This is a genomic window from Nocardioides anomalus, from assembly GCF_011046535.1.
Taxonomy (GTDB): Bacteria; Actinomycetota; Actinomycetes; order Propionibacteriales; family Nocardioidaceae; genus Nocardioides; species Nocardioides anomalus.
On the sequence record NZ_CP049257.1, the window covers coordinates 1,816,681 to 1,840,617 of the forward strand.

Here is a 23,937-nt window from a genome sequence, read left to right on the forward strand (position 1 = left end):
GGGTGCACCTCGACCCCGGACCGCTGGTCGTGGTGCTCGTCCTGATCGCTGCGGTCATGCACGCGACGTGGAACGCGATCGCGCACGCGGCGACGGACCGGCTCGTCGGCTTCGCGCTGCTGTGCACGTCCGCCTTCGCGCTGGGCGCGGTCCTGGTGGTGACCGGTGGGCCGATCGACGGGCACCACCTGGCCCTGGCCGCCCTGAGCGCGGCCCTGCACGTGGCGTACATGCTGCTGCTCTGGGCCAGCTACGAGCACGGCGACCTGAGCCGGTCCTACCCGATCGCCCGGGGGACCGGCGTCGCGCTGACCGCGGTGGCGTCGTTCTTCGCGCCGCGCTCGCCGCTCGGTCCGGACGTCGTCGTGGGCGTCGCGCTGGTCGTCGCCGGGCTGCTGGGCGTCACGCTGGTCGGCGGTCGCGGCCCGGGTCGCGGGCTGGCCGCGGCGCTGGGGACCGGCGCGGCCATCGCGGGCTACACCGTCGTGGACGGGCTCGCGGTCTCCGGCGGCGCGCCGGTCGTGGCGTACGCCGGCTGGCTGTTCCTCCTGCAGTCGTGGGTGCTGCCGCTGGTCGCCGTCGTGCGCCGCGGTCGCCGGCTGCGTCAGGTCGAGCGTCGCCAGGTCCTGCTCGGGCTGACCGGGGGAGCGGTGTCGCTGCTGGCCTACGGGCTGGTGCTGGTCGCCCAGACCTCGGGGGCGCTGGCGGCCATCGCCGCGCTGCGCGAGCTGAGCATCGCGGTCGGGGTGGTCATCGGCGCCTTCGTGCTGCACGAGCAGGCGGCCCGGCGCCGGCTGCTGCCGGCCGTGGCCATCACCGCCGGCGCGGTCGTGCTGGCCTTCAGCCTCTAGACACCGCACGAGAACACGTTCTAGTTTGGACAGGTGTCCAACGCCGTCAAGGTGCCGCAGGCCGCCACCCTGGACCGGTTGCTGCGTGCGGCCGACGAGGAGCTGCAGGACGCCGGGGTCGAGGCGCTCACCATCCGCGGGGTGGCCAACCGGGCCGGGACGTCCACCGCGACGGCGTACAACTACCTGAGCTCGCGCAACCACCTGTTCGCCGAGCTGTTCCACCGCGAGGTCCTGCTGGCGCACCCACCGGAGATCGCCGGCCGAACGCCACGCGACCGGGTGGTCAGCGTGACCACCCACCTGGCGCGCGTGCTGCAGGAGCGGCCGCACCTCGCGGCCGCGGCCAACCACGCGCTGCTCGGCACCGACCCCGACGTCGAGCGGGTCCGGGTCAGCATCGGCGCGGAGCTGGTCGGCCGGTTCCGGGAGGCGCTCGGCGACGCAGCCGACGAGGACGTCCTCGACGCGCTGCTGCTGGCGCTCACCGGTGCGCTGCTGCAGACCGGCCTCGGCCTCATCTCTTACGCCGACCTGCCGGCCCGGCTCGAGCGCGTGGTCACGACCGTGGTGAGGGGGAACGCGTGAGGCTCGACCCGTACGACTACGGCTTCCAGGAGGACCCCTACCCGACGTACGCCCACCTCCGGGAGCACGAGCCGCTGCACCACAACCCCGACCTCGACCTCTGGGCACTGAGCCGGCACGCCGACATCGCCGAGGCGCTGCGCACCGAGGGCACCTACTCCAACTCCTACGGCGTGGCCATCGAGAAGTCGGCCTGGAGCCCGGACGCGCACCGCGTGATGTCCATCCTGGGGATGGACCCGCCCCGCCAGAAGCGGCTCCGGTCCCTCGTCTCCCGCGGGTTCACCCCGCGCCGGGTCCACGACCTGCTGCCGAGCATCCAGGCGCTCACCGACCGGTACCTCGGCGCGTGCCTCGACGCCGGCACCTTCGACTGGATCACCGACTTCGCCGGCAAGCTGCCGATGGACGTCATCTCCGAGCTGATGGGCGTGCCCGAGGAGGACCGGGCCGAAGTGCGGCGGCAGGCCGACGTCGTCGTGCACCGCGAGGACGGCGTGCACGACGTGCCGCAGGCCGGCATGGAGGCCGCGCTCTGGCTCGCGGCGTACTACCAGGAGATGGTCGACCGGCGCCGGCGCGCGCCCAGCGACGACCTGACCAGCGCGCTCATCGCGGCGCAGGTGGACGGCGACCGGTTGACCGACGAGGACGTCATCGCCTTCCTCTTCCTCATGGTGGTGGCCGGGAACGAGACCACGACCAAGCTGCTCGGCCACGCGGTCTTCCACCTGACCCGGCACCCCGACCAGCTGGAGGCGGTGTTCGCGGACGAGACCCTGGTCGCGCCCTGGATCGAGGAGACGCTCCGCTTCGACACCTCCAGCCAGCTGCTGGCCCGCCTCCTCCTCCAGGACGTCGAGCTGCACGGCCGCACCGCGCCGGCCGGCTCCAAGCTGCTGCTCTGCCTGGGCTCGGCCAACCGCGACGAGCGCGTCTTCTCCCGACCGGACGAGTACGACGTGCACCGCGAGCCCGACGAGCTGGCCCCGCTGCTGTCCTTCGGCGGCGGCCGCCACTTCTGCCTGGGCGCGAACCTGGCCCGGCTCGAGGCCCGCGTCGCGCTGACCGCGCTGGTGCGCCGGGTCGGCGAGGTCGAGGTGGACCACGACCGGAGCGTCCGGGTGCACTCGCTCAACGTGCGCGGCTTCGCCTCGGTCCCGATGAGCGTGGTGGCGCGATGAGCAAGTACGACCAGCCCGCGCGCCGGCCCGCCGTGGTGACCGGCGCCAGCTCCGGCATCGGCGCGGCCACGGCGCTGACCTTGGCCAGGGCCGGGTTCCCGGTCGCGCTCGGCGCCCGGCGCACCGACCGGCTGGAGGAGGTCGCCGCGCAGATCCGGGCCGACGGCGGCGAGGCAGCGGTCCACGCGCTCGACCTGACCGACGACGGGTCGGTGCAGGCGTTCGCGAAGGCGGTGACCGACGAGCTCGGCCCGATCGAGGTGGTCGTCTCGAACGCCGGCGCGGTCGCCCCCGGCAAGCTGACCGAGATCGACTCCGAGCGCGTCACCCGCGAGCTGGACCTGGCCATGGTCGGGGCGCACCGGCTGGTCCGCGCCTTCGTCCCGGGAATGCTGGAGCGGCGCCGCGGCGACCTGCTCTTCGTGTCCTCCGACACCGCCGTGCAGCCCCGGCCGTTCATGGCGGCGTACTCCGCCAGCAAGTGGGGGCTGGAGGGGCTGGTGGCCAGCCTGCAGCTGGAGCTCGAGGGCACCGGCGTCCGCGCCTCCGTGGTCCGGCCCGGCCCGACCTGGAGCGGGATGGGCGAGGACTGGGATCCCGACGACGCGGCGTTCGTGCTCAACCAGTGGGTGCGCTTCGGGCTGGCCCGCCACCCGCACTTCATGAAGCCGGCCGCCGTGGCCGAGGCCATCGCCACCGTCGTCGGCGCCCCGCGCGGCGTGCACCTCAAGCTGGTCGAGGTCAGCCCCGAAGCACCCCTGGAGGACGCATGACCATCCCCGAGGTCTCCTACGCGGTGCCCGACGACGGGTTCGGCCACCTGGCCGAGCTGCGGGTGGACCCCATCGGGCTGTTCCACCGGGTCCGCGATGAGTGCGGCGACATCGGCCGCTTCCGGCTGGCCGACCGCGACGTGGTGCTGGTCAGTGGCGCGGAGGCCAACGAGCAGTTCTTCCGGGCGCCCGACTCCACCCTCGACCAGGCGGCGGCGTACCCGTTCATGACGCCGATCTTCGGCCAGGGCGTGGTCTTCGACGCCTCGCCCGAGGAGCGCCAGCAGATGCTGAAGAACCAGGCCCTGCGCGGCGACATGATGCGCGGCCACGCGCAGACCATCGAGGCCGAGATCGACCGCATGGTCGGCCAGTGGGGCGACGAGGGCGAGATCGACCTGCTCGACTGGTTCGCCGAGCTGACGATCTACACGACGTCGAGCTGCCTGATCGGCCAGCCGTTCCGCGAGGAGCTGGACGCGAGCTTCGCCCAGCACTACCACGAGCTCGAGCGCGGCACCGACGCCCTGGCCTACGTCGACCCGTACGCCGACATCGAGTCCTTCCGCCGCCGCGACGCGGCCCGCGAGGAGCTGGTCGCGCTGGTCCAGGCGATCATCGACCGGCGCCAGGAGCGCGGGAAGGTCGCCCGTGAGGAGCGCGACCTGCTCGACGTCCTCATCTCGATCGAGATGAGCGCGGACCACATCACCGGGATCTTCATCTCGATGATGTTCGCCGGCCACCACACCTCGTCCGGCACCGCGGCCTGGGCGCTGATCGAGCTGCTCCGCCACCCCGAGGTGCTGGAGGGCGTGGTGGCCGAGCTCGACGTCCTCTACGCCGACGGCAGTGAGATCAGCTTCCAGGCGCTGCGCTCGATCCCGCGGCTGGAGGCGGCGCTCAAGGAGACGCTGCGGCTGCACCCACCGCTGGTCATCCTGCTCCGGGTGGTGCAGGAGGAGATCGAGCTGGCCGGGCAGAGGATCGCGCCCGGGACCATGGTGGCCGCGAGCCCGCGGGTCTCGAACCGGATCGCCACGGACTTCCCCGAGCCCGACCTCTTCGACCCGGGCCGCTACCTGGACCCCCGCCAGGAGGACCTGCAGAACCGCTGGACCTGGATCCCGTTCGGCGCCGGGAGGCACCGGTGCGTGGGCAACGCGTTCGCGATGATGCAGCTCAAGGCCATTTTCTCGGTCCTCCTGCGCGACTACGAGTTCGAGATGACCCAGCCCGGCGAGAGCTACCGCGACGACGTCTCCAAGATGGTCATCCAGCTCCAGCAGCCGTGCCGGGTCCGCTACCGGAAGCGTGCGCGATGAGGCCGGCATGAGGGTCGTCGCCGACCTGGACCTGTGCCAGGCCCACCAGATGTGCCAGGGCGAGGCGCCCACCGTGTTCGGCCACGCCGACGACGACCGGGTCGCCGTCCTGCAGGAGCACCCCGACGACACCCTGCGGCCCGAGGTCGAGGCCGCGGTCCGCTACTGCCCCGCCATGGCTCTGTCGATCGAGGAGGCCTAGATGTACGACCGCGCCGAGATGGACGCCTTCTGGGAGCGCTGGCTGGTCGCCAACCGCACCGCCGAGGCCGAGCGCGACTGGGGGCCGATGGCGGACTTCTACACCGAGGACGCGACGTACGGCTGGATGTACACCCCCGACGAGCACTTCATGGCCGTCGGCCGCGAGCAGATCCGCGAGTGGGCGCTGGGGCTGGAGATGGCCGGGCTGGACGGGTGGCACTACGACTACGTGGCCACGGTGATGGACGAGACCAACGGGATGGTCGTCGGCTTCTGGAAGCAGCGCGCGGGGATCACCGACGACGCCACGGGGCGCGAGTACGAGATCCGCGGCATCGGCGGCTCGTGGTTCGGCTGGACGCCCGAGGGGTTCGCCTGGCAGCGGGACTGGTTCGACCTGGGCAGCGTCGCCACGACGTTCCTGGAGATCGCCGGCAGCGGCAAGGCCCCGCAGGGGCTGCTGGACCGGATGTCGCTGGACGGCAGGTCGCAGCCGGGCCACTTCACCCACGCCGACCTGCCGTCGTCGGTGTGGCCGCCGGTGGTGGGGGACGCGTGAGCCTGCCGCCCCCGCCGCTGCTGCTGATCGACGGCACGCTGGTCCCCGCCAGCGACGGCGCGACCTACGCCGTGCTCAACCCCGCCACCGGCGCCGAGATCGGCCAGGCGCCGGACGCCACCGCGGCCGACGTGGACGCCGCCATCGCCGCCGCCCGGCGCGCGTTCGACGAGTCGGACTGGTCGACCGACGTCGCGCTGCGGGTGCACTGCCTGCGCCAGCTGCACCGGGCGCTGCTCGACCACGCGGAGACGTTCGGGGCGCTGACCACCGCCGAGGTCGGGATGCCGGCGTTCATGCAGACCGCGGCGGGCTTCGACGTCCCGGTCGACGGGCTGCGCTGGGTCGCGGACCTGGCCGAGTCCTACGCGTACGAGACCGATCTCGGCGTCGCGGCGCCGATGGGGATCCGGAGCCGGCGGACGGTACGCCGCGAGCCGGTCGGCGTGGTCGCCGCGATCACGCCGTGGAACGTCCCGACCCAGATCAACCTGGCCAAGGTCGGCCCGGCGCTGGCGGCCGGGTGCACCGTCGTGCTCAAGCCGGCACCGGACACGCCCTGGCTGGCCTGCGAGCTGGGCCGGCTGGCCGCCGAGCACACCGGCCTGCCGCCCGGCGTGCTCAACGTGGTCTCGCCGCGGTCCGACGAGGTGGCCTCGGTGCTGACCACCGACCCGCGCGTGGACATGGTGTCGTTCACCGGCTCCACCGCGACCGGCCGCGCGATCATGGCGGCCGCGGCGCCGACCCTCAAGCGGGTGTTCCTCGAGCTGGGCGGGAAGTCGGCCGCGATCGCGCTCGACGACGCCGACGTCGCCGCGGTGGCCGGCGCCACGGCCTTCACCGCCTGCATCCACGCCGGCCAGGGCTGCGCGATCACCACGCGGCTGGTCGTGCCCCGCGAGAGGTACGACGAGGCCGTCCGGGTCGCCGCGCAGACGATGGAGTCGATCGGGGCCCAGGACCCGACCGACCCCGGCGCGATCTGCGGCCCGGTCATCTCCCAGGTGCAGCGCGACCGGGTCGAGTCCTACCTCCGGCTGGCCGAGGAGGAGGGCGGCACCTTCGCCACCGGTGGTCACGTGATCGACCGGGACGGCTTCTGGGTCGAGCCCACCGTGGTGGCGGGACTCGACAACTCGAGCCGACTGGCCCAGGAGGAGATCTTCGGGCCGGTGCTGGTGGTCATCGCGCACGACGGTGACGACGACGCGGTCCGGATCGCCAACGAGTCGGCCTACGGCCTCTCCGGCTCGGTGGACTCCGGGGACCTGGAGCGGGCCAGAGCGGTGGCCCGGCGGATCCGGACCGGCACCCTCGCGGTGAACGGCGGGGTGTGGTTCAGCCCGGACGCGCCGTTCGGCGGCTACAAGCAGTCCGGGGTCGGCCGCGAGATGGGCGTGGCCGGCTTCGAGGAGTACCTCGAGACCAAGACGATGGCGGAGCCCGCATGAGCACCCGGTTCACGGACAAGGTCGCGGTGGTCACCGGCGCGGCGCAGGGGATCGGCGAGGCCTACGCCCGGGCGCTGGCCCGCGAGGGCGCCTCGGTCGTGGTGGCCGACCTCAACGCCGATGCGGGGGAGGAGGTCGCCGCGGACATCGGCGGGCTGTTCGTCCGCACCGACGTCTCCTCGCACGAGTCGGCGGCGGCGATGGCCGAGGCCGCGGTGGCGGCGTACGGCGGCATCGACCTGCTGGTCAACAACGCCGCGATCTACGGCGACATGGAGTTCGACCTGCTGATCAGCGTGGACTGGGACTACTACCGGACGTTCATGTCGGTGAACATGGACGGGGCCCTGGTGATGACCCGCGCCTGCTACCGGTCCATGCAGCAGCGCGGTGGCGGCTCGATCGTCAACCAGAGCTCCACCGCGGCATACCTCTACTCCGGCTTCTACGGCCTGGCCAAGACCGGCCTGAACGGCCTGACCCAGCAGCTGGCCCACGAGCTCGGCGGCATGGGCATCCGGGTCAACGCGATCGCGCCCGGCCCGACCGACACCGCGGCCACGCACAAGCAGGCCGGCGACGCCGCGAGGGAGCTGGTCAAGGGGCTCGCCCTCAAACGGATGGGCCAGCCCGAGGACCTGGTCGGCGCCTGCCTGTTCCTGCTCTCCGACGAGGCCTCGTGGGTGACCGGGCAGATCGTCGCGGTCGACGGCGGCCAGACCTTCCGGCCATGACGCGCATCGGGTTCGTCGGGCTGGGCACCATCGGCCGCCCGATGGCCGCGCGGCTGGCCGTGCCGTTCGACCTGCGCGTGCACGACGTGGTGCCGGTCGAGCTGGACGGTGCGGTGACCGTGGACTCGGTGGCCGACGTGGCCGACGCCGACGTGCTCTGCGTGATGGTCCGCGACGACGACCAGGTGCGGTCGGTGGCGGCCGAGGTGCGGGCATCCGGCCACGCGCCGGTGCTGGTCGTGCACTCGACCGTCTCGCCCGAGACGCCGGCCGCGCTGGCCGACCTCGGCCTGCGGGTCCTGGACGCCCCGGTGAGCGGCGGCCCGATGGGCGCAGCGGACGGGTCGCTGGCGATCATGGTCGGCGGCGACGAGGCGGACGTCGCGGTGGCCCGCCCGGCGCTGGAGGCGATGGGCTCGCTGGTCGTGCACGCCGGACCCCTCGGGGCCGGCACCCGGATGAAGCTGGCCCGCAACCTCATCCACTTCGTCGCGTTCACCGCGGTGACCGAGGCGCAGCGGCTGGCCGAGGCGTCGGGACTGGACCTCAGGGCGCTGGGCGAGGTGGTGCGCCACACCGACGCGATCACCGGCGGGCCGGGCGCGATCATGCACCGCGCGACGACCGCGGCGCTCGACCCGGACGACTTCTGGTGGGGCGTCTTCGACCACGTCCGCGCGCTGGGCGAGAAGGACCTGTCCTTCGCCATCGAGCTGGCCGCCACACTGGACGTCGACGTACCGCTCGCGGAGCTCTCGCGGGCGGACCTGGCGAAGGGGCTCGGATTGTGAGCAAGTTCGACGACCTGCCCGAGGAGCGCCGCCGCGGGCTGGAGCGGATGGAGGAGGTCTACGGCTTCGACATGACCGACGGGTCGGGTGACTTCTTCGCCCTGACCGCCGATCACCTGTTCGCCGAGATCTGGAACCGCCCGGGCCTCTCCGACCGGGACCGCCGGCTGCTGCTGATCGGGCTGCTCACCGGGACCGGCGGCCACGACGTGCTGACCATCCAGGTCCCGGCGGCGCTGTCCTCCGGCGACCTGGACGCCGAGGCGCTGCGGGAGGCGGCCATCTTCCTGTGCCACTACGCCGGCTGGCCGGCCGGCTCGCGGCTGGCGACGCTGGTCGAGCAGAGCGTCGCCCAGCAGCGGTGACGAGCTTCGAGGCCCTGCCGCCGGGCAACGACGGGCTGCTGTCGGCGCGGCCCGGGCCGGACCTGGCCGCCTGGGACTACGTGCGCAGCGAGCACGTCGCGCGCGGCACCGCCGTCTCGTACGCCGGGCACGAGCCGGCGGCGTACGCCACCCGGGTCGCCGTACGCCGGCCCGCGAGCCCGGGGTCGTTCTCTGGCACCGTCGTGGTCGAGTGGCTCAACGTCTCCTCCGGCTCCGACGCCGCGCCGGACTGGACCTACCTCGCGGCGGAGATCGTCCGCCGGGGCCACGCCTGGGTCGGGGTCTCGGCCCAGCACGTCGGCGTCGAGGGCGGGGCCGCCGCGGTCGGGGTGGCCGGGGTGGCGCCCACCGGGATCAAGGGCCGGCAGCGCTACGCCGCGCTGCACCACCCGGGCGACGCGTACTCCTACTCGATCTTCGCCCAGGTGGCCGCGGCCCTCGACGACCTGCTGCCCGACCTCGTCGTCGACGTCCGGCTGGCCCTGGGGGAGTCGCAGTCGGCCTACGCGCTCACCACGTTCGCCAACGTCGTGCACGAGCAGACCGGCGTCTTCGACGGCTTCCTCATCCACTCCCGGGGTGCCGCGGCGATGCCGCTGGGCGAGCCGGGGGAGGCGGTCGACCCGCGGGCCTACCGCACCGGCGCGGCCGCGCCCATCCGCGACGACCTCGACGTGCCGGTGCTCATGGTGCAGACCGAGACCGACCTGGTCGGGCTGCTCGACCACGTCCGCGCCCGCCAGCCCGACGGCGCGCGGGTGCGGCTGTGGGAGGTGGCCGGCACGGCCCACGCCGACCGCTACGTGATCGGCGAGTTCGAGGCGGTGCTGGGCTGTCCGCGGCCGGTCAACCGGGGCCAGCAGGCCTACGTGGTGCGCGCGGCGCTGCGCTGGCTGGACGGGTGGGCCCGGGACGGCGACCCTGCGCCCACCGCGGCCCGGCTCGCGCTCGAGGGCCGGGAGCTCGTCCGTGACCGGGCCGGCAACGCGGTCGGCGGGGTGCGGACGCCCTGCGTGGAGGCGCCGGTGGAGACCTACCGCGGCGACACCGACCCGGACGCGTCCTACCTGTGCCAGCTCTTCGGCAGCACCCTCCCGCTCGACGCCGAGGTGCTGCGGCGGCTCTGGCCGGACCGGGCGGCGTACCTCGCGGCGTACGAGCGGGCCACCGACGCGGCCGTCGCGGCCGGGTTCGTCCTGCCCGAGGACCGCGCCGAGGTGCTCGCCGAGGCGCGGCCGGAGCTGCTCGCGGACTGACACAATGACTCGGACGAGTCATGTGGGCGGGACACCGCCGGTGGGATGATCACCCGCGCCATGGCCGTGATCCCGAAGCGCTTCTCGACGTTCTTCTCGATCCCGATCCTGCGCCGGGCCGCCTTCCACGTGAAGCGGCTGACCAGCGGGATGGACTCCTCGTTCTTCTCCCGTCTCGGTGTCTTCCTGGCCGGGATCCTGGTGCTGTCCTCGGTGCTGGTGACGGTGATGGAGCGCCACGAGACCGACCGCGGCTTCAGCAGCCTCGGCGGCTTCTCCAAGCAGTTCGTCGGCTGGTTCTACTGGTCGCTGACCACGGTGATGAGCGCCGGCGAGTCCGGCCGGGTCCACACCGTGACCGGGTACGTCGTCGGCTGGCTGCTCATCCTCTTCGGCGTCGCCATCGTCGCCTCGCTCACCGGAGCCCTGGTCGGGTTCCTCATCGACTACCTGCTCAAGGAGGGCCAGGGCATGGGTGCCTCCGGCTACCGCGACCACATCATCGTCTGCGGCTGGAACGCGACCGCGCGCGAGCTGATCCAGGAGCTCTCGACCGACGAGTACACGACCAAGATCGTGGTCATCCACGACACCGACAAGAACCCCGCCGGCGAGGGCGTCTACTTCGTCAGCGGCGACATCACCACCGCCGCGGACCTCAAGCGGGCCGGCATCGAGGACGCGATGGCCGCGGTCGTCTGCCCGGCCGACGGGTCCAACGAGGCCGACATGAAGTCGATCCTGTGCGTCATGGCCATCGAGTCCCTGGCCCCGCAGGTCCGCACCGTCGTGGAGGTCAACAACCCCCAGCACGTCGAGCACTTCCAGCGCGCCGACGCCGACGAGATCCTGGTCTCGAGCCAGCTCGTCTCGCGGCTCATGGCCCGCTCCTCGCTCTACCCGGGGCTGGCCAACCTGGTCACCGACATCGTCTCCGGCGGCGACGGCTCCGAGCTCTACCGCGTCCAGCTGCCCGACGACTACGTCGGCTACACCGTCGACGAGCTCTCGGCCAAGCTGCGCTCGGAGCACCGGGCCACCCTGCTGTCGGTCAGCCGCGGCGGCCAGGCCTACGTCAACCCGCCCGAGGACTTCCGCCTCTCCCACGGCGACGACCTGGTCGTCGTCGCCGAGTCACTGGGGACCCTGGCCCCGCTGGAGATGGACCACGACCTGGCCTAGGCCAGGGCCGGCTCGGCCTGCCGGACGATGCGCTGCTCCTCGTCGCGGTTCTTGCGGTACTCGCTGAACGAGTACGCCACCGCGGCCACCCACACCAGCCCGAGCACGACGTACGCCGCGGTGCGGGTGGTCAGCGACGCGTCGACGAAGTCGCTCTTCAGCAGGGTCTGGGCGTTGGTCAGCACGATGATCCCGCCGGCCAGCGAGCCGAGGACGCGGGGCGGGATGTGGCGGACCAGCCAGGCCGCCACCGGCGCCGCGACGATGCCGCCGGCCAGCAGGGCGAGGACCCAGGTGTAGCGGACGCCCTCCGAGCCGATCCCGACGATGAAGCCGATGCTGGCCGCGATGGCCACGAGGACCTCGCTGGTGTCCACCGAGCCGACGGTCTTGCGCGGCTCCAGGCGGCCGCTGGCCAGGATCGCCGGGGTGCTGACCGGCCCCCAGCCGCCGCCACCGGTCGCGTCCACGAAGCCGCCCACCAGCCCGACCGGGGCCAGGAAGCGCTTGCGCAGGGGCTTGCCGAGGTGCTCCGACGACAGCCCGCGGAAGGTGAACCGGGCCAGCACGTAGCCGCCGAGCAGCAGCAGGATTGCCGACATCAGCGGCGCCGCGGTCTCCGTGGACAGGCTGGAGAGGAAGGTCGCGCCGGCGAACGCCCCGACCGCCCCGGGCAGCCCGACCTTGGCCACCACCGACCAGTCGACGTTGCCGAAGCGCCAGTGCGAGGCCCCGGAGACCAGACAGGTGCCGATCTCGGCCAGGTGCACCGTGGCCGACGCCGCGGCGGGGTTGGTGCCGATCGCGAGGAGCAGCGTGGTCGAGGTGACGCCGTAGGCCATGCCGGTGCTGCCGTCGACCAGCTGCGCACCGAGGCCGACCAGGGCCAGCAGGACGATCTTGCGCATGCCCTGCCGGTTGCCCGTTCTGAACAGAGTATGCCTACTGAGTTGGTCGACTTCAGCCGGGACGCACGCCGGCGATGGCGACGTCCTCGCCGCCCTTCCAGCTCGCCCGCAGCACCTCGGCGGCCTCGAGCCGGGTGCCGACGACGCGCGCGACGACGAGCTCGATCGGCCCGGCGTCGACCACGGTGAGCGGACCCTCGTCGTGGCTCCCGACGAGCTCGACGCCCGCCACCGCCGCGTCCGCGCGGCCCGAGCCCTGGACCTGGGCGTTGGTCGGCCTGGTCTCGGGGCCGTCGCCCAGGTCGTACTCGTGGTCCACCCCGCGGGCGCCGGTGACGATCGCGGTCACCAGGGCGCGCACGAAGACCGGGTCGGCGCAGCCGTCGTGGACCCAGCGCGTGCCGAGCTCGGAGTGCTCCGTCGTGCCGACCAGGTGCGCGTCGGCGCCCTCGAGGGGCGCGGCGCGGTAGGTCAGCGGCACGAAGAGCGTGTCCAGGCCCTCCCCGCCGACCAGGAAGCCCTCCATCCCGACCTCGCCGGCCGGGTCGTCGAAGCGGAACGAGCCGGTGGGCTTGCGCGGCTGACCGTCGTACCAGGGACGCGACGCCAGCCAGGCGTCGATGAGCTCGCGCTTGGACGGCTCGAGGGTGGCGTGGGGGTAGACGAGGGCCATGGGCTCACCTCACCACCCGGGGGGCAGCGCCGTGAAGTCCGGTGCCCGCCCCTGGGCGAAGGCGGCCAGCGCCTCGAGGTTGGCCGGGCCGCCCATGAGCTCGGCGAAGGCGGCGCCCTCGCGCTCGCGGGCGGCCGCGACGCCGGCGCGGCGGGGCTCGGTGACCGTGCGCTTGACCGCGACCAGCGAGGAGAGGGGGCGCGAGGCGAGCAGTGCGGCGTGGCGGTGGGCCTCCTCCAGGAGGGTCTCGGGCGGGCAGACCCGCCAGACCAGCCCCATCCCGAGCGCCTCGTCGGCGCTCACCCACTCCGAGGACAGCAGCAGCCAGGCGGCGTTCTGACGGCCGACGAGCAGGGGCAGGAGGTACGACGACGCGGCCTCGGGCGCGACGCCGAGCGAGGTGAAGGGGCACTTGAGCCTGGCGTCGGCGGCCATCAGGGCCAGGTCGGCGAAGCCCAGCACGGTGCAGCCGATGCCCAGCCCGATGCCGTTCACCGCGACGACCAGCGGCTTGGGGAAGGCGTCGAGGGCATCGACGAGTCCGGGGAAGCCGTGCCGGCCGCGTGGGAACGTCGGGTCGGTGGCGATCCGGTGCATCTCGTGCAGGTCGGTGCCGGCGCAGAACGCGCGGCCGGCGCCGGTGAGCAGGACGACGGCCACGGTGTCGTCGGTCGCGGCGGCGAGCAGGGCGTCGGCCAGCGCGTCGTAGAGCGCCTCGTCGAAGGCGTTCAGCGCCTCGGGCCGGTCGAGGGTGAGGGTGCGGACCCGGTCGGCGTCGGCCACCTGCAGCGACATGGCACGCAACCTAGCCCGTCGGCGGTGCGCCGTAGGCTCGTGCGCGTGGCAGGCGGTCAGGTGCGGGTGTGGCGCCCCGACTGGCCCTGCCCGGTGGTGAGCGTGCTGCACCAGCAGCGCCACGGCGGCAGCGACCCGACGTTCCGGCTGGAGGAGTCCGGGCGGGTCTGGCTCGGCCGCCGTACGCCGGTCGGCACGGCCACGTTGGCCATCGACCCGCTGCGCCACGGCGAGGTCCGGGCGGAGGCCTGGGGCGAGGGCGCGGACTGGGCGCTCGAGCACGTGCCGGCGCTGCTCGGGGCGCATGACGACTGGAGCGGCTTCGAGCCGCGCCACCCGGTCCTCCACGAGATCCGCCGCCGCTACGCCCACGTGCGGCTCGGTCGCAGCGGCCTGGTCATGGAGGCCCTGGTCCCCGCGATCATCGAGCAGAAGGTGACCGGGCAGGAGGCCTTCGCGGGCTTCCGCCGTCTGGTGCACCGCTACGGCGAGCGCGCGCCCGGCCCCGGCGTGGAGCGGCGGCTCTGGGTGCAGCCGACGCCCGAGGCGCTGCGCACCGTGCCCTCGTGGGAGTGGCTGCGCATGCACATCGACCCCGCGCGCAGCCGCACCGTGGTGACGGTGGCCCGGGTCGCCGACAGCCTCGAGCGCACGATCGCCCTGAGCCACGAGGAGGCCGACCGGCGCCTGCGGACGCTGCCCGGTGTCGGGGTGTGGACCAGCGCCGAGGTGCGGCAGAAGGCGTTCGGCGACCCCGACGCGGTCAGCTTCGGCGACTACCACGTGGCCAAGGACGTCGGCTGGGCGCTGACCGGCACGCCGTTCGACGACGCCGAGATGGAGGCCTTCCTCGAGCCGTGGCGGCCCCAGCGCGGCCGCGTGCCGCACCTGCTCGCCGTGGCCCGCCTGCACCGGCCCCGGCACGGCGCGCGGATGGCGCCGCGCACCCACCTGCCGGTCAAGCGGTAGGCCTGTCGGATCCGGGCCCGCCCGTTCGTCGTGCTGCGAGACCGACACCCACAGCCCAGGGAGGCACCCCGATGAAGTTCCTCATGCTCGTCACCCTCGACCCGGAGCGCGACCAGAGCGACGACGATCTGACCGGCACCCTCGACGTGGAGGAGTGGGTGCAGAAGTACGACGCCGCGGGCGTCCGGCTGATGGGCGACCAGGTCCGGATGGCCGAGGACGCCACCAGCGTCGTGCGTCGCCGTGGCGAGCTGCTGGTCACCGACGGCCCCTACGCCGAGTCCCGCGAGTGGATCGTCGGATTCGACGTCCTGGAGTGCGCGGACCTCGACGAGGCCATCGGGGTCGCCGCCGAGCACCCCATGGCGGTGGGCGGACGGCTGGAGCTGCGCCCCTTTGTCGAAGGTTGAGGACGTCCTGGCGGAGACGGTGCGCACCGAGCGGCTGCGCATCGTCGCGGCGCTGATCCGCACCACCCGCGACTGGGACCTGGCGGAGGACTCGGTGGCCGACGCGGCCGAGCGCGCCCTGCGCACCTGGCCGCGCGACGGCGTACCCCGCAACCCCGCGGCCTGGCTCACCACCACCGCCCACCGGCGGGCACTCGACGTCCTGCGGCGGGCGGGGGTGGAGCGGGCCAAGCTCGCCCAGCTGCCGGCCCCCGAGTCGCCGCCCGACCCACCCGAGGAGCGACCGGTGATCGAGGACGACCCGCTGCGCCTGGTCTTCACCTGCTGCCACCCGGCGCTGGCGCTCGAGGCCCGGGTGGCGCTGACGCTCAAGGTCGTCGCGGGCCTGAGCACGGCCGACGTGGGCCGGATGTTCCTCGTCTCCGAGGCGACGATGAGCCAACGACTGCTGCGGGCCAAGCGGCGCATCGCCCACACCGGCATCCCCTACCGCGTGCCGGACGAGGGCGACCTGCCCGAGCGGCTCGACGGTGTGCTCGCTGTGGTCTACCTGGTCTTCACCCAGGGCTACGCCGGCGCCGCGTCGCCCGAGCTCGCCGACGAGGCCGTCCGGCTCGGCCGGCTGCTCGTGGACCTGCTCCCCGACGAGGAGGAGGCGCGCGGGCTGCTCGCGCTGATGCTCGCCCAGCACGCCCGCCGCCACGCCCGCGTCGTCGACGGCGAGCTGGTCACGCTGGAGGACCAGGACCGCAGTCGCTGGGACCTGTCGGCGATCGGCGAGGCCGAGGCGCTCGCGCCGCCGCCGCGGGGCCCGTACGCCGTCCAGGCCCACCTCGCGCTGGTCCACGACCGGGCCGCACGTGCCGCGGACACGGACTGGTCGCGAGCGGTGGCGCTCTACGACCTGCTGCCCCCGACGCCGGTGGTCACCCTCAACCGGGCGGTCGCGGTGGGCATGGCGTTGGGTCCGGAGGCCGGGCTGAGCGCCCTGGAGGCGGTGGCCGACGAGCCGGCACTGCGGGAGAGCCACCTGCTGCCGGCCGTGCGGGCCGACCTGCTGCAGCGCCTCGGGCGCGTGGCCGAGGCCCGCGACGAGCTCGAGCGGGCCGCCGCGCTCGCCCCCACGGCGGCCGAGCGGCGCCAGCTCCTGGCGCGTACCCAGTTCGGGGTGACCTGACCAGACCAGCGTTTTGGCCGACCAGCCCCCGGATAGCGTGCTGAGTGGGCGCGCTCCGTGCGCGCCCAGGGGGGATCCACCGTCATGCCTACACGCATCATCCGTGCCGTCTCGGCCGCCGCCGCGCTCACCGTGGCCGGCGCCGTCGCCACCGTCAGCTTCGCCAGCGACGCCCAGGAGGCGGCGCCCCGGGCCCAGACCCCGGCCAAGGCCGCCGTGGGCCAGGTCGCGCTCATCCAGGCCGTCCCACAGGTCCAGCTCACCGTCACCGTGGACGGCCAGCCGGTCCGCAAGGACGTCGCCGAGGGGACCGTCGTCGGTCCGCTCGAGCTGGCCGTGGGCAGCCACCAGGTGAGCTTCACCGACGGCAAGCAGACCATCGACTCCACCGTCGACGTGAGCGCCGGCCAGGCCAGCGACGTCGTCGTGCACCGCCCGGCCGAGGTCGGCGGGCAGCCGGTCGTCAGCGTCTACCCGACGCCGAGCGACCCGATCGACCCCGGCAAGGCCCGCGTGCTGCTCGCGCACACCGCGACCACCGCGCCGGCCGACGTGGTCGTCGACGGCCAGACCGTCTTCACCAACATCGCCAACGGCGAGTTCGCGCAGGCCGACGTGGCCGCGGGTGCCCACGTGGTCTCGCTGCTGCCCGCCGGCATCAAGGCCGACCCGATCCTGGGCCCGCTCGACGTGGACCTCGAGCCGGGCACCATCACGGCCGTCTACGCCGTGGGCAACCCCAAGGACGGCTCGATGAACGTCATCACCCGCACGACGGGCGGCACCGCGTCAGCGTCCCAGGCGCCGAGCCAGATCGACACCGGCTCCGCGGGGCTGGTCGACCGGGTGCGCGTGTGGACCTTCTCCGGACGGTGAGCGCCGCCGCCCTCACGGTCGCCGTGGCGGCCGGGTCGGGGTGCGCCGTCGGCGACCCCCAGCCGGCCGCGACGTCCACCCCGACCCTGGCCGCCACCGCGCCGCCGCCGCACTCCGCGCCCGCGGCGGCGGTGGCCCAGCGCGTCGGCGGCGTCGTCCCCGAGGCGCCGGAGGGCATCCAGCTCCCCGACGGGCGCAGGGTGGGCATCCGCCCGGTAGGCACCACCGACAACGGGCTGCTCGACGTACCCTCCGACATCGACGTGGCCGGCTGGTGGAGCGGGGGCTCTCGCCTGGGCGATCCGTTCGGCAGCACGCTCGTCGCCGCTCACGTCGACTCGCGGACCCAGGGCCTGGGGCCGTTCGCGGACCTGCTCTCGGTCCACCGCGGCGACCGGGTCTACGTCTGGTCCGCCGGCCTCAAGCAGGCCTTCCGCATCGTCTCGCTGCGGCTGCGGCCGCAGGGCACCATCGGCCCGCGCTCGTCGCTGCACTCCCCGGACGGGCGGCGACGGCTGACCCTCGTGACCTGCGCGGGGCCCTACGACGCCGCGCGGGGGGGCTACCAGAACCTCGCCGTGGTGACCGCCGTGCCCCTGGCCAAGGCGGTGCGGCGCCCGTGAGCCGCGGTCTGCGGTCCCTGGCCGCCGTGGCCGTCGTGGTCGGCGTCATCGCGCTGGCCTTCGCCTGGTTCAACCGCGACGACGTCCCCGACCCCGCGCCCCCGACCGAGTCGCGGCCCAAGGTCGAGCGTGACGTCCAGCCCTTCCCCGCGGACATGCCGGCCGAGGGGATGTACGTCGCCAGCGACGTCGCCGCCGACGGCAGCGTCGAGGTCAGCACCTGGATCCGGGCCGCGCAGCCGGTCGAGCAGCTCTCCATGACCACGACCGACCCGGACCTGCTCCCGGGCTCGGTGGAGTCCCTCGACCTGGTCGTCCGGTCCATGGACGGCAAGATGCTGGCCCACCGCGACACCGTGGGCACCAACCCGCAGACCATCCGGCTGCGCCAGGCCGCGACCGAGCTCTACTTCAGCTACACCGTCGACGGCGCGATGGACAGCGCGTCGCCCACGGTGCCCGGCCGCACCCTGGCGCGGGTGCTGGCCATGGACGTGGACTACGACGGCTCCGGCGGCACCGTCCGGCGCCTGGTCAGCGGCCCCGGGACCGTCCTCAACGTCGCCTGCCTCGACCCGAGCCAGGACTTCGACGCCGTGCCCCTGCCGTGCGGTCAGCCGACGGGCGACGGCGACTGGGTCGTCGACCTCACCGGTGCCCAGCGCCAGGACCGGCTGCTGGCCTCGCTCGAGGGCTGAGTCACTCCCCGCCCGAGGAGGACGAGATCTGGTCGCCCCACGCGGCGCGGGCGCCGGAGTCGCCGACCCGGTAGACCTGCACGGACGCGGCCACGCCGGCCACGACAGCGAGCACGCCGACGGTCCGGACCAGCGCGGTGCCGCCGCGCGGCCAGCGGTCCAGCGCGACCAGGGCCAGCGACAGCACCAGGAGCGGGATCGCGAACCAGATGAGCTGGTCGCCGAGCTCCGCGTGCCGGCCGGGGTCGCCGACGTGCTTCTCGAGCTGCTCGCCGCTGGACGTGGCCACCGGGATCAGCACGGTGGCCAGAGCGGCGCTGGCCACGACGAGCGGGCCGTACGGGCGCCGCCACGCCGGCCGGACGGCGATGGCCAGGGTCCCCAGGCAGGCCAGGGGCAGCAGCACGACGACGGCGTGCACGACGAGCGGGTGGACGGGCAGGCCGTTGACGGTGTCGAACACGACCCGGAACCTAGGTCGGCGAAGATGAAGGGGACGTGAAGCCGCTGGTCACGGCGTGCCCCCGGCCGGTCCGTGGCTAGTCCAGGGGCAGGTACGCCGTCGCGGTCATCTCCGGGCCGTGGGTGCAGGCGAGCCCGGTCGGGACGCCGTACGACACGTGGTGGCCGGCGTGGCACAGGCGCAGCTCGCCCCCGGCGTCGTGGACCAGGCGGGCGACGAGGGCCAGGCCCAGGCCGGCCCCGGGTCGCGAGCGGGCCTCGGGCGCGCGGGTGAACCGCTCGGTGGCCGTGGCCAGCAGCTCCGCCGGCATCCCCGGCCCGGCGTCACTGACCGTGACCACCTCGTAGCCACCGCGGCGCTCGGTCGTCTCCCGCACGGGCGGGGCGCCGTGCCGCTCGGCGTTGGTGACCAGGTTGGTGCGGACCCGGTCGAGCAGCACCTCGCGCGAGGGCCGGGCGGTGCTGAGCTCCAGGAGCTGCTCGGCCAGCGCGGCCAGGCGGTCGACGTCGACCTCGAGCTCCTCGAGCACCTCCTCGTGGTCGGCCACCGAGCGGGGCCGGCGCCGGGCCAGCTGGATCCGGGAGCGGAGCAGGGTCAGCGGCGTGCGCAGCTCGTGGCTGGCGTCCTGCACGAAGCGGCGCTCGCGGGCCAGCGACTCGTCGAGGGCGTCCAGCATCTCGTTGAGGGTGTGGCCGAGCCGGGTGACCTCGTCGTCGGCCCCGTCCGGCACGTCGAGCCGGACGTCCACCGCGCCGGCCGCGATCTCGTCCGCGCGGCGCCGGTAGCGCTCGACCGGGGCCAGGGCGAAGCGCGCGACGCCGTACCCCACCGCCGAGGCGACGACCAGCGCGGTGCCACCGGCCAGGACCAGCTGGAGGAGCAGCTCGCGCAGGGCCTCGTCGCGGCGGTCCCGGTGCGCGCCGACGAGGAGGACCTGGTCGCCGGGCAGGTCGGAGACCCGGATGCGGTAGGGCTCGTCCGAGGCCGGCAGCAGGCTCCCGGAGTCGTAGGTGCCCGGGACCAGCTCGGCGGGGGACAGCAGCGGCCGCTCGGTGGCCGGGCCGCCGGAGTCGAGGGCGGCGCCCCCACTGCTCAGGACCTGCCACGTCGTCCCGGTCGCCTCGGCCTCGTCGCGGTCGCGCACGGTGCCGTCCGCGCCGACCCGTGAGGAGATGACCTCGGTGGCGCGGGTGAGGTCGGTGTCCAGACCGCGGTCCAGGGCGTACTCCACCCGCCAGTAGACGAAGGCGCCGGCCCCCGTCAGCAGCACCAGCATGGCCAGGGAGAACCCGGCGACCAGCCGGACCCGGAGCGGGAGCCGGCTCACCGCTCGAGCCGGTAGCCGGCGCCCCGCACGGTGGTGATGCTGGCGGTGCCGAAGGGCCGGTCCACCTTGCGCCGGATGGCCGCGACGTGGACGTCGATGACGTTGCTGCTGAGGTCGGTCTCGCCGTCCCAGACCTCGTCGAGGATCGCGTAGCGCGACACCACCCGCCCGGCGTTGCTCGCCAGCAGCCACAGGATGTCGAACTCCCGCGTGGACAGCTCGACCTCGACCTCGCCCCGGTGCACCCGCCGGGCGCCCGCGTCGACGGTGAGGTCGCCGACACTGACGTGGTCCTGGTCGGCGTACGCCGTGCGGCGGTGCAGCGCGCGGAGCCGGGCCAGCAGCTCGTCGAGGTCGAACGGCTTGGGCAGGTAGTCGTCTGCGCCCGCGTCGAGCCCCTCGATCCGGTCGCGCACCTCGCCGCGGGCGGTGAGCACCAGCACCGGCGTGGTCACGCCCAGCCGGCGCAGCCGCCGGCAGACCTCGACCCCGTCCAGGCCCGGGAGCATCCAGTCGAGCACGAGCACGTCGTAGGGGATCCCGTCGGGCAGCGCGCGGCGGTACGCCGAGAGCCCGTCGTGCACGGTCTCCACGTCCCAGCCGGCCTCGGCCAGCGTCCGCGTCAGGACGTCGGCCAGCCGCAGGTCGTCCTCGGCCAGCAGCACCCGCACGGCTCCACGATGCACCCCGCGCGGTCGCTTCACGGAGTCTTCATGCAGCGCGCCGTCCTCACAGGTGACGCACAGGCGGGGCCGGGTCGGTCATCAGATGAGCCCCGGAGACTCCCGGACATGACCGAGACACCGCACCCCGAGCCGACGCCACCGACCGGTCCCGCCGGTCCGACGCCCTGGAGCCGGCTCCGGGCGACCCTCGCCGGCGCCGCGGTGGCGGCCCTGGTCGCCGTGGGCCTGGGCGGCTTCGCCGTGGGCCGGGCCACCGCCGACGACGCGGGCACCCAGCAGCCGGGCTTCCAGCAGCAGGGCCCGCCCGGTGGCCTGAACGGTGGCCTGAACGGTGGCCTGCCCGGCGGCCAGACCGGGAGCCAGAACGGTCAGGCTCCGGGCGGTCAGCTCCCCGGCGCGCCCGCGCAGGGTGGCGGCACCTCCGGGTCGCCGACGTGACCACCGTCCCCACGGTCGCGCGGGTCCCGGTCGCGCGCCCGCGCCCGAGCCGGGCCGCCGCTGACCAGGGAGCCCGCCTGGCCGCCGGCGCCACGCTGTGGCTGTCCCTGCTGCTCGTGACCTACTGGTGGGTCGCCGACGGCGGGCTCGGCGCGCCGCTGGCCGGTGGCGCCCTGGTCCTGTCCGTGGGTCGGCTCACCGGCCTGGTGGCCAGCGTGCTGCTGCTGGCCCAGGTCGTGCTCATGGCTCGGGTGCCGGTGCTCGAGCGCGCCTTCGGCCAGGACCGGTTGGCGCGGGTGCACCGGGTGGTGGGCTTCGTCGGCTTCGACCTGATGGTGACCCACGTGCTCACCACCTCGGTCGGGTACGCCGGCGGCGACCTCCTCGCCAGCCCCGGCCGGCTCTGGCGGCTGGTCCTCGACGACCCCGGGATGCTGCTCGCCGCTGCCGGCACCCTCGCGCTGGTCATGGTCGTGGTGACCAGCGTCCGCGCGGCGCGTCGGCGACTGCGCTACGAGTCGTGGCACCTGCTGCACCTCTACGCCTACCTCGGCGTCGGCCTCGCCCTGCCGCACCAGCTGTGGACCGGTCAGCAGTTCGTCGGGTCCGCGGCGCGCACGCTGTTCTGGTGGACGGCGTGGGCGCTGGCCGCGGTGGCGGTGCTGGTCTGGCGCGTCGGCGTCCCGGCGTACCGCACCCTGCGCCACGACCTGCGCGTCACCGCAGTCGTCCCCGAGGCGCCCGGAGTGGTGTCGGTGCACGTGGCCGGTCGCGACCTGCACCGGATGCCGGTGGAGGCCGGCCAGTTCCTCACCTGGCGCTTCCTGGCCGGTCCCGGCTGGAGCCGCGCGCACCCGTACTCCCTGTCCGCCGCGCCGGACGGGCGCCGCCTGCGACTCACGGTCAAGGACCTCGGTGACGGCAGCCGCGAGGTGGCGCGGCTGCGTCCCGGCACCCGCGTGCTCGTCGAGGGCCCGCACGGCCGGCTCAGCGCGCGGGTCCGCACCCGGCGCCACGTCGCGCTCGTCGGCGCCGGCGTCGGGATCACCCCGCTGCGCGCGCTGGCCGAGGGCCTGGACTACGGGCCGGGGGAGGCCGTCCTCGTCCACCGCTACGCCGAGCGCCCGCTCTTCGCCGAGGAGCTCGCCGCTCTGAGCCTCGAGCGCGGCCTGCGCGTGGTCGACCTGCCCGGCTCCCGGACCGCGCCCGGCAACGACCCGCGCCACCTGCTGCACCACGTGCCCGACCTCGCCCACCGCGACGTCTACGTCTGCGGCCCCGAGGAGTGGGCCACCGAGATCGGCCGCGCGGCCCTGGCCGCCGGTCTCCCGCCCGAGCACCTGCACGTCGAGACCTTCCGGTGGTGACCGCATGAAGCGCATCGTCCTGTGGCTGATGAGCACGCTCTCGGCGGTGGTGCTGCTCTTCGGCTACCACACGTCCACGTCCGGCCCCGCCGCCACCGCGCAGGCCCCGGTCGGAGCCAGCCTGTCGACCAGGAGCGTCGCCGCAGCCAGCGGGGGCGGCGGTGGCACGGGCGGGGGCACCAGCACGGTGACCGGCGACGTGGCCCAGACCCGCTGGGGGCCGGTCCAGGTCCAGCTCACCCTGGACACCTCCGGCACCATCACCGACGTCGAGGTGCTGCAGTACCCCAGCGGCAGCCACGAGGACCAGCAGATCAACTCCTTCGCCCTGCCCCGGCTGGTCCAGGAGACCCTCGACGCCCAGAGCGCCCACGTCGACATGGTCAGCGGCGCCACGGTGACCAGCCAGGGCTACCTCACCTCCCTGCAGTCCGCCCTGGACCAGGCGTCGGCGTGAGCGCCACGGCGACGAGGCCCGCGCGGTACGTCGAGCAGGTGATGGGCCTGCCCATCAGCCTGGCCCTGCGTGGCCGGCACACCGACGACGCCGCCGCCCGCGGCGCCTGGGCCGAGGCCCTGGCCGCGCTGCGCGACGTGGACCGCGTCTTCAGCACCTACCGACCCGAGTCGTTCGTCAGCCGGCTGGGCCGCGGCGAGGTGGCGGTCGACGACGGGCCGCCCGAGGTGGCCGAGGTCCTGGCCCTCGGCGAGGTGGCCCGGCTCCAGTCCTACGGCGCCTTCGACGTGCGCCGCGGTGGCGTCCTCGACCCGACCGGCGTGGTCAAGGGCTGGGCCGTGGAGCGCGCCGCGCGTCCGTTGCGCGCGCTCCCCGACACCGACGTGTGCCTGAGCGCCGGGGGAGACCTGGTCGCCCACGTGGCCGACCCGGACGCGCCGCCCTGGCGGATCGGGATCGAGGACCCGCACGACCCCACCCGCGTCGTGGCCGTCGTACCCGTCCGCGCCGGCGCCGTCGCCACCTCCGGGCTGGCCCACCGCGGCGGCCACGTCGTCGACGCCCGCACCGGGGCCGTTCCCGACGCCGTCGCCTCGGTCACCGTGGTCCACGACGACCTGACCTGGGCCGACCTCGATGCCACGGCCGCCTTCGCCCTCGGCCGCGACGCGGCCCGCTGGCTGCGCAGCCGGCGCCGCACCGGCCTGGTCGTCTGGGCCGACGGCACCCGGGAGGTCCTGGGCGGCTGAGCCCCGCGGTTCGTCGAGACGCCCCAAGCCACGC

At 74.3% G+C, this 23,937-nt stretch carries 29 protein-coding genes; 23 read left to right on the forward strand and 6 right to left on the reverse strand.

The window, feature by feature from the left end; all coding sequences use genetic code 11:
* The first annotated feature begins 2 nt into the window (after positions 1-2).
* The 13 genes from G5V58_RS09210 to G5V58_RS09270 are packed head-to-tail and all read left to right on the forward strand — an operon-like array spanning position 3 to position 11,287.
* Positions 3-851 carry an EamA family transporter gene (locus G5V58_RS09210; RefSeq protein WP_165231398.1) on the forward strand — a complete coding sequence of 283 codons (849 nt, stop codon included), beginning with the start codon at positions 3-5 and terminating at the stop codon, positions 849-851.
* Between the two features lie 33 nt (positions 852-884).
* The gene (locus tag G5V58_RS09215) at positions 885-1,439 is read left to right on the forward strand and encodes a TetR/AcrR family transcriptional regulator (protein ID WP_165231401.1); all 555 of its coding nucleotides are present in this window, start codon (positions 885-887) and stop codon (positions 1,437-1,439) included.
* Positions 1,436-2,623: a cytochrome P450 gene (locus G5V58_RS09220; protein WP_165231404.1), complete on the forward strand. Its 1,188-nt coding sequence runs from the start codon at positions 1,436-1,438 to the stop codon at positions 2,621-2,623. The genes G5V58_RS09215 and G5V58_RS09220 overlap by 4 nt, the downstream gene beginning before the upstream one ends.
* Positions 2,620-3,396 (forward strand): SDR family oxidoreductase, encoded by a 777-nt coding sequence (locus G5V58_RS09225; protein WP_165231407.1) that lies wholly within the window; start codon positions 2,620-2,622, stop codon positions 3,394-3,396. The genes G5V58_RS09220 and G5V58_RS09225 overlap by 4 nt, the downstream gene beginning before the upstream one ends.
* A complete protein-coding gene (locus tag G5V58_RS09230) occupies positions 3,393-4,721 on the forward strand; it encodes a cytochrome P450 (protein ID WP_165231410.1) in 1,329 nt (442 codons plus the stop codon). The genes G5V58_RS09225 and G5V58_RS09230 overlap by 4 nt, the downstream gene beginning before the upstream one ends.
* Positions 4,722-4,728: 7 nt before the next feature.
* A complete protein-coding gene (locus tag G5V58_RS09235) occupies positions 4,729-4,923 on the forward strand; it encodes a ferredoxin (protein ID WP_165231414.1) in 195 nt (64 codons plus the stop codon).
* On the forward strand, positions 4,924-5,484 hold the full coding sequence (locus G5V58_RS09240; protein ID WP_165231417.1) for a nuclear transport factor 2-like protein: 561 nt from the start codon (positions 4,924-4,926) through the stop codon (positions 5,482-5,484). It abuts the gene before it with no gap.
* Positions 5,481-6,938: an aldehyde dehydrogenase gene (locus G5V58_RS09245; RefSeq protein ID WP_165231420.1), complete on the forward strand. Its 1,458-nt coding sequence runs from the start codon at positions 5,481-5,483 to the stop codon at positions 6,936-6,938. The genes G5V58_RS09240 and G5V58_RS09245 overlap by 4 nt, the downstream gene beginning before the upstream one ends.
* The gene (locus G5V58_RS09250) at positions 6,935-7,672 is read left to right on the forward strand and encodes an SDR family oxidoreductase (RefSeq protein WP_165231423.1); all 738 of its coding nucleotides are present in this window, start codon (positions 6,935-6,937) and stop codon (positions 7,670-7,672) included. Before G5V58_RS09245 ends, G5V58_RS09250 begins: the two co-directional genes overlap by 4 nt.
* Positions 7,669-8,463: an NAD(P)-dependent oxidoreductase gene (locus G5V58_RS09255; RefSeq protein ID WP_165231426.1), complete on the forward strand. Its 795-nt coding sequence runs from the start codon at positions 7,669-7,671 to the stop codon at positions 8,461-8,463. The genes G5V58_RS09250 and G5V58_RS09255 overlap by 4 nt, the downstream gene beginning before the upstream one ends.
* The gene (locus G5V58_RS09260) at positions 8,460-8,828 is read left to right on the forward strand and encodes a carboxymuconolactone decarboxylase family protein (protein WP_230487214.1); all 369 of its coding nucleotides are present in this window, start codon (positions 8,460-8,462) and stop codon (positions 8,826-8,828) included. The genes G5V58_RS09255 and G5V58_RS09260 overlap by 4 nt, the downstream gene beginning before the upstream one ends.
* The gene (locus G5V58_RS09265; protein WP_230487215.1) at positions 8,825-10,105 is read left to right on the forward strand and encodes an alpha/beta hydrolase domain-containing protein; all 1,281 of its coding nucleotides are present in this window, start codon (positions 8,825-8,827) and stop codon (positions 10,103-10,105) included. Before G5V58_RS09260 ends, G5V58_RS09265 begins: the two co-directional genes overlap by 4 nt.
* Before the next feature lie 45 nt (positions 10,106-10,150).
* Entirely contained in the window at positions 10,151-11,287 is a 1,137-nt protein-coding gene (locus G5V58_RS09270) for a potassium channel family protein (protein WP_165231429.1), read from the forward strand.
* On the opposite strand, the gene G5V58_RS09275 is transcribed toward G5V58_RS09270, so the two are convergent.
* Genes G5V58_RS09275 through G5V58_RS09285 form a run of 3 tightly spaced genes read right to left on the reverse strand, consistent with a single transcriptional unit; the run spans position 11,284 to position 13,663 of the window.
* The gene (locus G5V58_RS09275; protein ID WP_165231432.1) at positions 11,284-12,195 is read right to left on the reverse strand and encodes a sulfite exporter TauE/SafE family protein; all 912 of its coding nucleotides are present in this window, start codon (positions 12,193-12,195) and stop codon (positions 11,284-11,286) included. The two genes, G5V58_RS09270 and G5V58_RS09275, sit on opposite strands and share 4 nt — an antisense overlap.
* Before the next feature lie 52 nt (positions 12,196-12,247).
* Positions 12,248-12,868: a maltokinase N-terminal cap-like domain-containing protein gene (locus G5V58_RS09280; protein WP_165231435.1), complete on the reverse strand. Its 621-nt coding sequence runs from the start codon at positions 12,866-12,868 to the stop codon at positions 12,248-12,250.
* Between the two features lie 9 nt (positions 12,869-12,877).
* Entirely contained in the window at positions 12,878-13,663 is a 786-nt protein-coding gene (locus G5V58_RS09285; protein WP_165231438.1) for an enoyl-CoA hydratase/isomerase family protein, read from the reverse strand.
* Between the two features lie 45 nt (positions 13,664-13,708).
* Between G5V58_RS09285 and G5V58_RS09290 the strand changes: the two genes are divergently transcribed.
* The 6 genes from G5V58_RS09290 (at position 13,709) to G5V58_RS09315 (ending at position 18,416) form a co-directional block, all read left to right on the forward strand.
* Positions 13,709-14,632: a DNA-3-methyladenine glycosylase family protein gene (locus G5V58_RS09290; protein ID WP_165231441.1), complete on the forward strand. Its 924-nt coding sequence runs from the start codon at positions 13,709-13,711 to the stop codon at positions 14,630-14,632.
* Between the two features lie 71 nt (positions 14,633-14,703).
* Positions 14,704-15,042: a YciI family protein gene (locus G5V58_RS09295; protein ID WP_165231444.1), complete on the forward strand. Its 339-nt coding sequence runs from the start codon at positions 14,704-14,706 to the stop codon at positions 15,040-15,042.
* Entirely contained in the window at positions 15,029-16,219 is a 1,191-nt protein-coding gene (locus G5V58_RS09300) for an RNA polymerase sigma factor (protein WP_165231447.1), read from the forward strand. The genes G5V58_RS09295 and G5V58_RS09300 overlap by 14 nt, the downstream gene beginning before the upstream one ends.
* Positions 16,220-16,303: 84 nt before the next feature.
* Positions 16,304-17,095: a DUF4397 domain-containing protein gene (locus G5V58_RS09305; RefSeq protein ID WP_165231450.1), complete on the forward strand. Its 792-nt coding sequence runs from the start codon at positions 16,304-16,306 to the stop codon at positions 17,093-17,095.
* Positions 17,092-17,718, forward strand: a complete 627-nt coding sequence (locus G5V58_RS09310; protein ID WP_165231453.1) for a class F sortase — start codon at positions 17,092-17,094, stop codon at positions 17,716-17,718. The genes G5V58_RS09305 and G5V58_RS09310 overlap by 4 nt, the downstream gene beginning before the upstream one ends.
* Entirely contained in the window at positions 17,715-18,416 is a 702-nt protein-coding gene (locus tag G5V58_RS09315) for a hypothetical protein (RefSeq protein WP_165231456.1), read from the forward strand. Before G5V58_RS09310 ends, G5V58_RS09315 begins: the two co-directional genes overlap by 4 nt.
* A 1-nt stretch (position 18,417) precedes the next feature.
* Here the strand turns inward: G5V58_RS09315 and G5V58_RS09320 are convergent, their stop codons facing one another.
* The 3 genes from G5V58_RS09320 to G5V58_RS09330 form a co-directional block, all read right to left on the reverse strand.
* On the reverse strand, positions 18,418-18,879 hold the full coding sequence (locus G5V58_RS09320) for a DUF2231 domain-containing protein (RefSeq protein WP_165231459.1): 462 nt from the start codon (positions 18,877-18,879) through the stop codon (positions 18,418-18,420).
* Between the two features lie 76 nt (positions 18,880-18,955).
* Positions 18,956-20,206 carry an ATP-binding protein gene (locus tag G5V58_RS09325; RefSeq protein WP_230487216.1) on the reverse strand — a complete coding sequence of 417 codons (1,251 nt, stop codon included), beginning with the start codon at positions 20,204-20,206 and terminating at the stop codon, positions 18,956-18,958.
* The gene (locus G5V58_RS09330; protein ID WP_165231462.1) at positions 20,203-20,877 is read right to left on the reverse strand and encodes a response regulator transcription factor; all 675 of its coding nucleotides are present in this window, start codon (positions 20,875-20,877) and stop codon (positions 20,203-20,205) included. The genes G5V58_RS09325 and G5V58_RS09330 overlap by 4 nt, the downstream gene beginning before the upstream one ends.
* 120 nt (positions 20,878-20,997) lie before the next feature.
* Here G5V58_RS09330 and G5V58_RS09335 point away from each other — a divergent pair, with 120 nt between their 5' ends.
* Genes G5V58_RS09335 through G5V58_RS09350 form a run of 4 tightly spaced genes read left to right on the forward strand, consistent with a single transcriptional unit; the run spans position 20,998 to position 23,903 of the window.
* On the forward strand, positions 20,998-21,330 hold the full coding sequence (locus G5V58_RS09335) for a hypothetical protein (protein WP_165231465.1): 333 nt from the start codon (positions 20,998-21,000) through the stop codon (positions 21,328-21,330).
* Complete coding sequence (locus tag G5V58_RS09340; protein WP_165231468.1) at positions 21,327-22,697, forward strand: ferredoxin reductase family protein; 1,371 nt, start codon at positions 21,327-21,329, stop codon at positions 22,695-22,697. Before G5V58_RS09335 ends, G5V58_RS09340 begins: the two co-directional genes overlap by 4 nt.
* 4 nt (positions 22,698-22,701) lie before the next feature.
* Complete coding sequence (locus G5V58_RS09345; RefSeq protein ID WP_165231471.1) at positions 22,702-23,154, forward strand: FMN-binding protein; 453 nt, start codon at positions 22,702-22,704, stop codon at positions 23,152-23,154.
* A complete protein-coding gene (locus tag G5V58_RS09350; RefSeq protein WP_230487217.1) occupies positions 23,151-23,903 on the forward strand; it encodes an FAD:protein FMN transferase in 753 nt (250 codons plus the stop codon). The genes G5V58_RS09345 and G5V58_RS09350 overlap by 4 nt, the downstream gene beginning before the upstream one ends.
* The last annotated feature ends 34 nt before the right edge of the window (positions 23,904-23,937 follow it).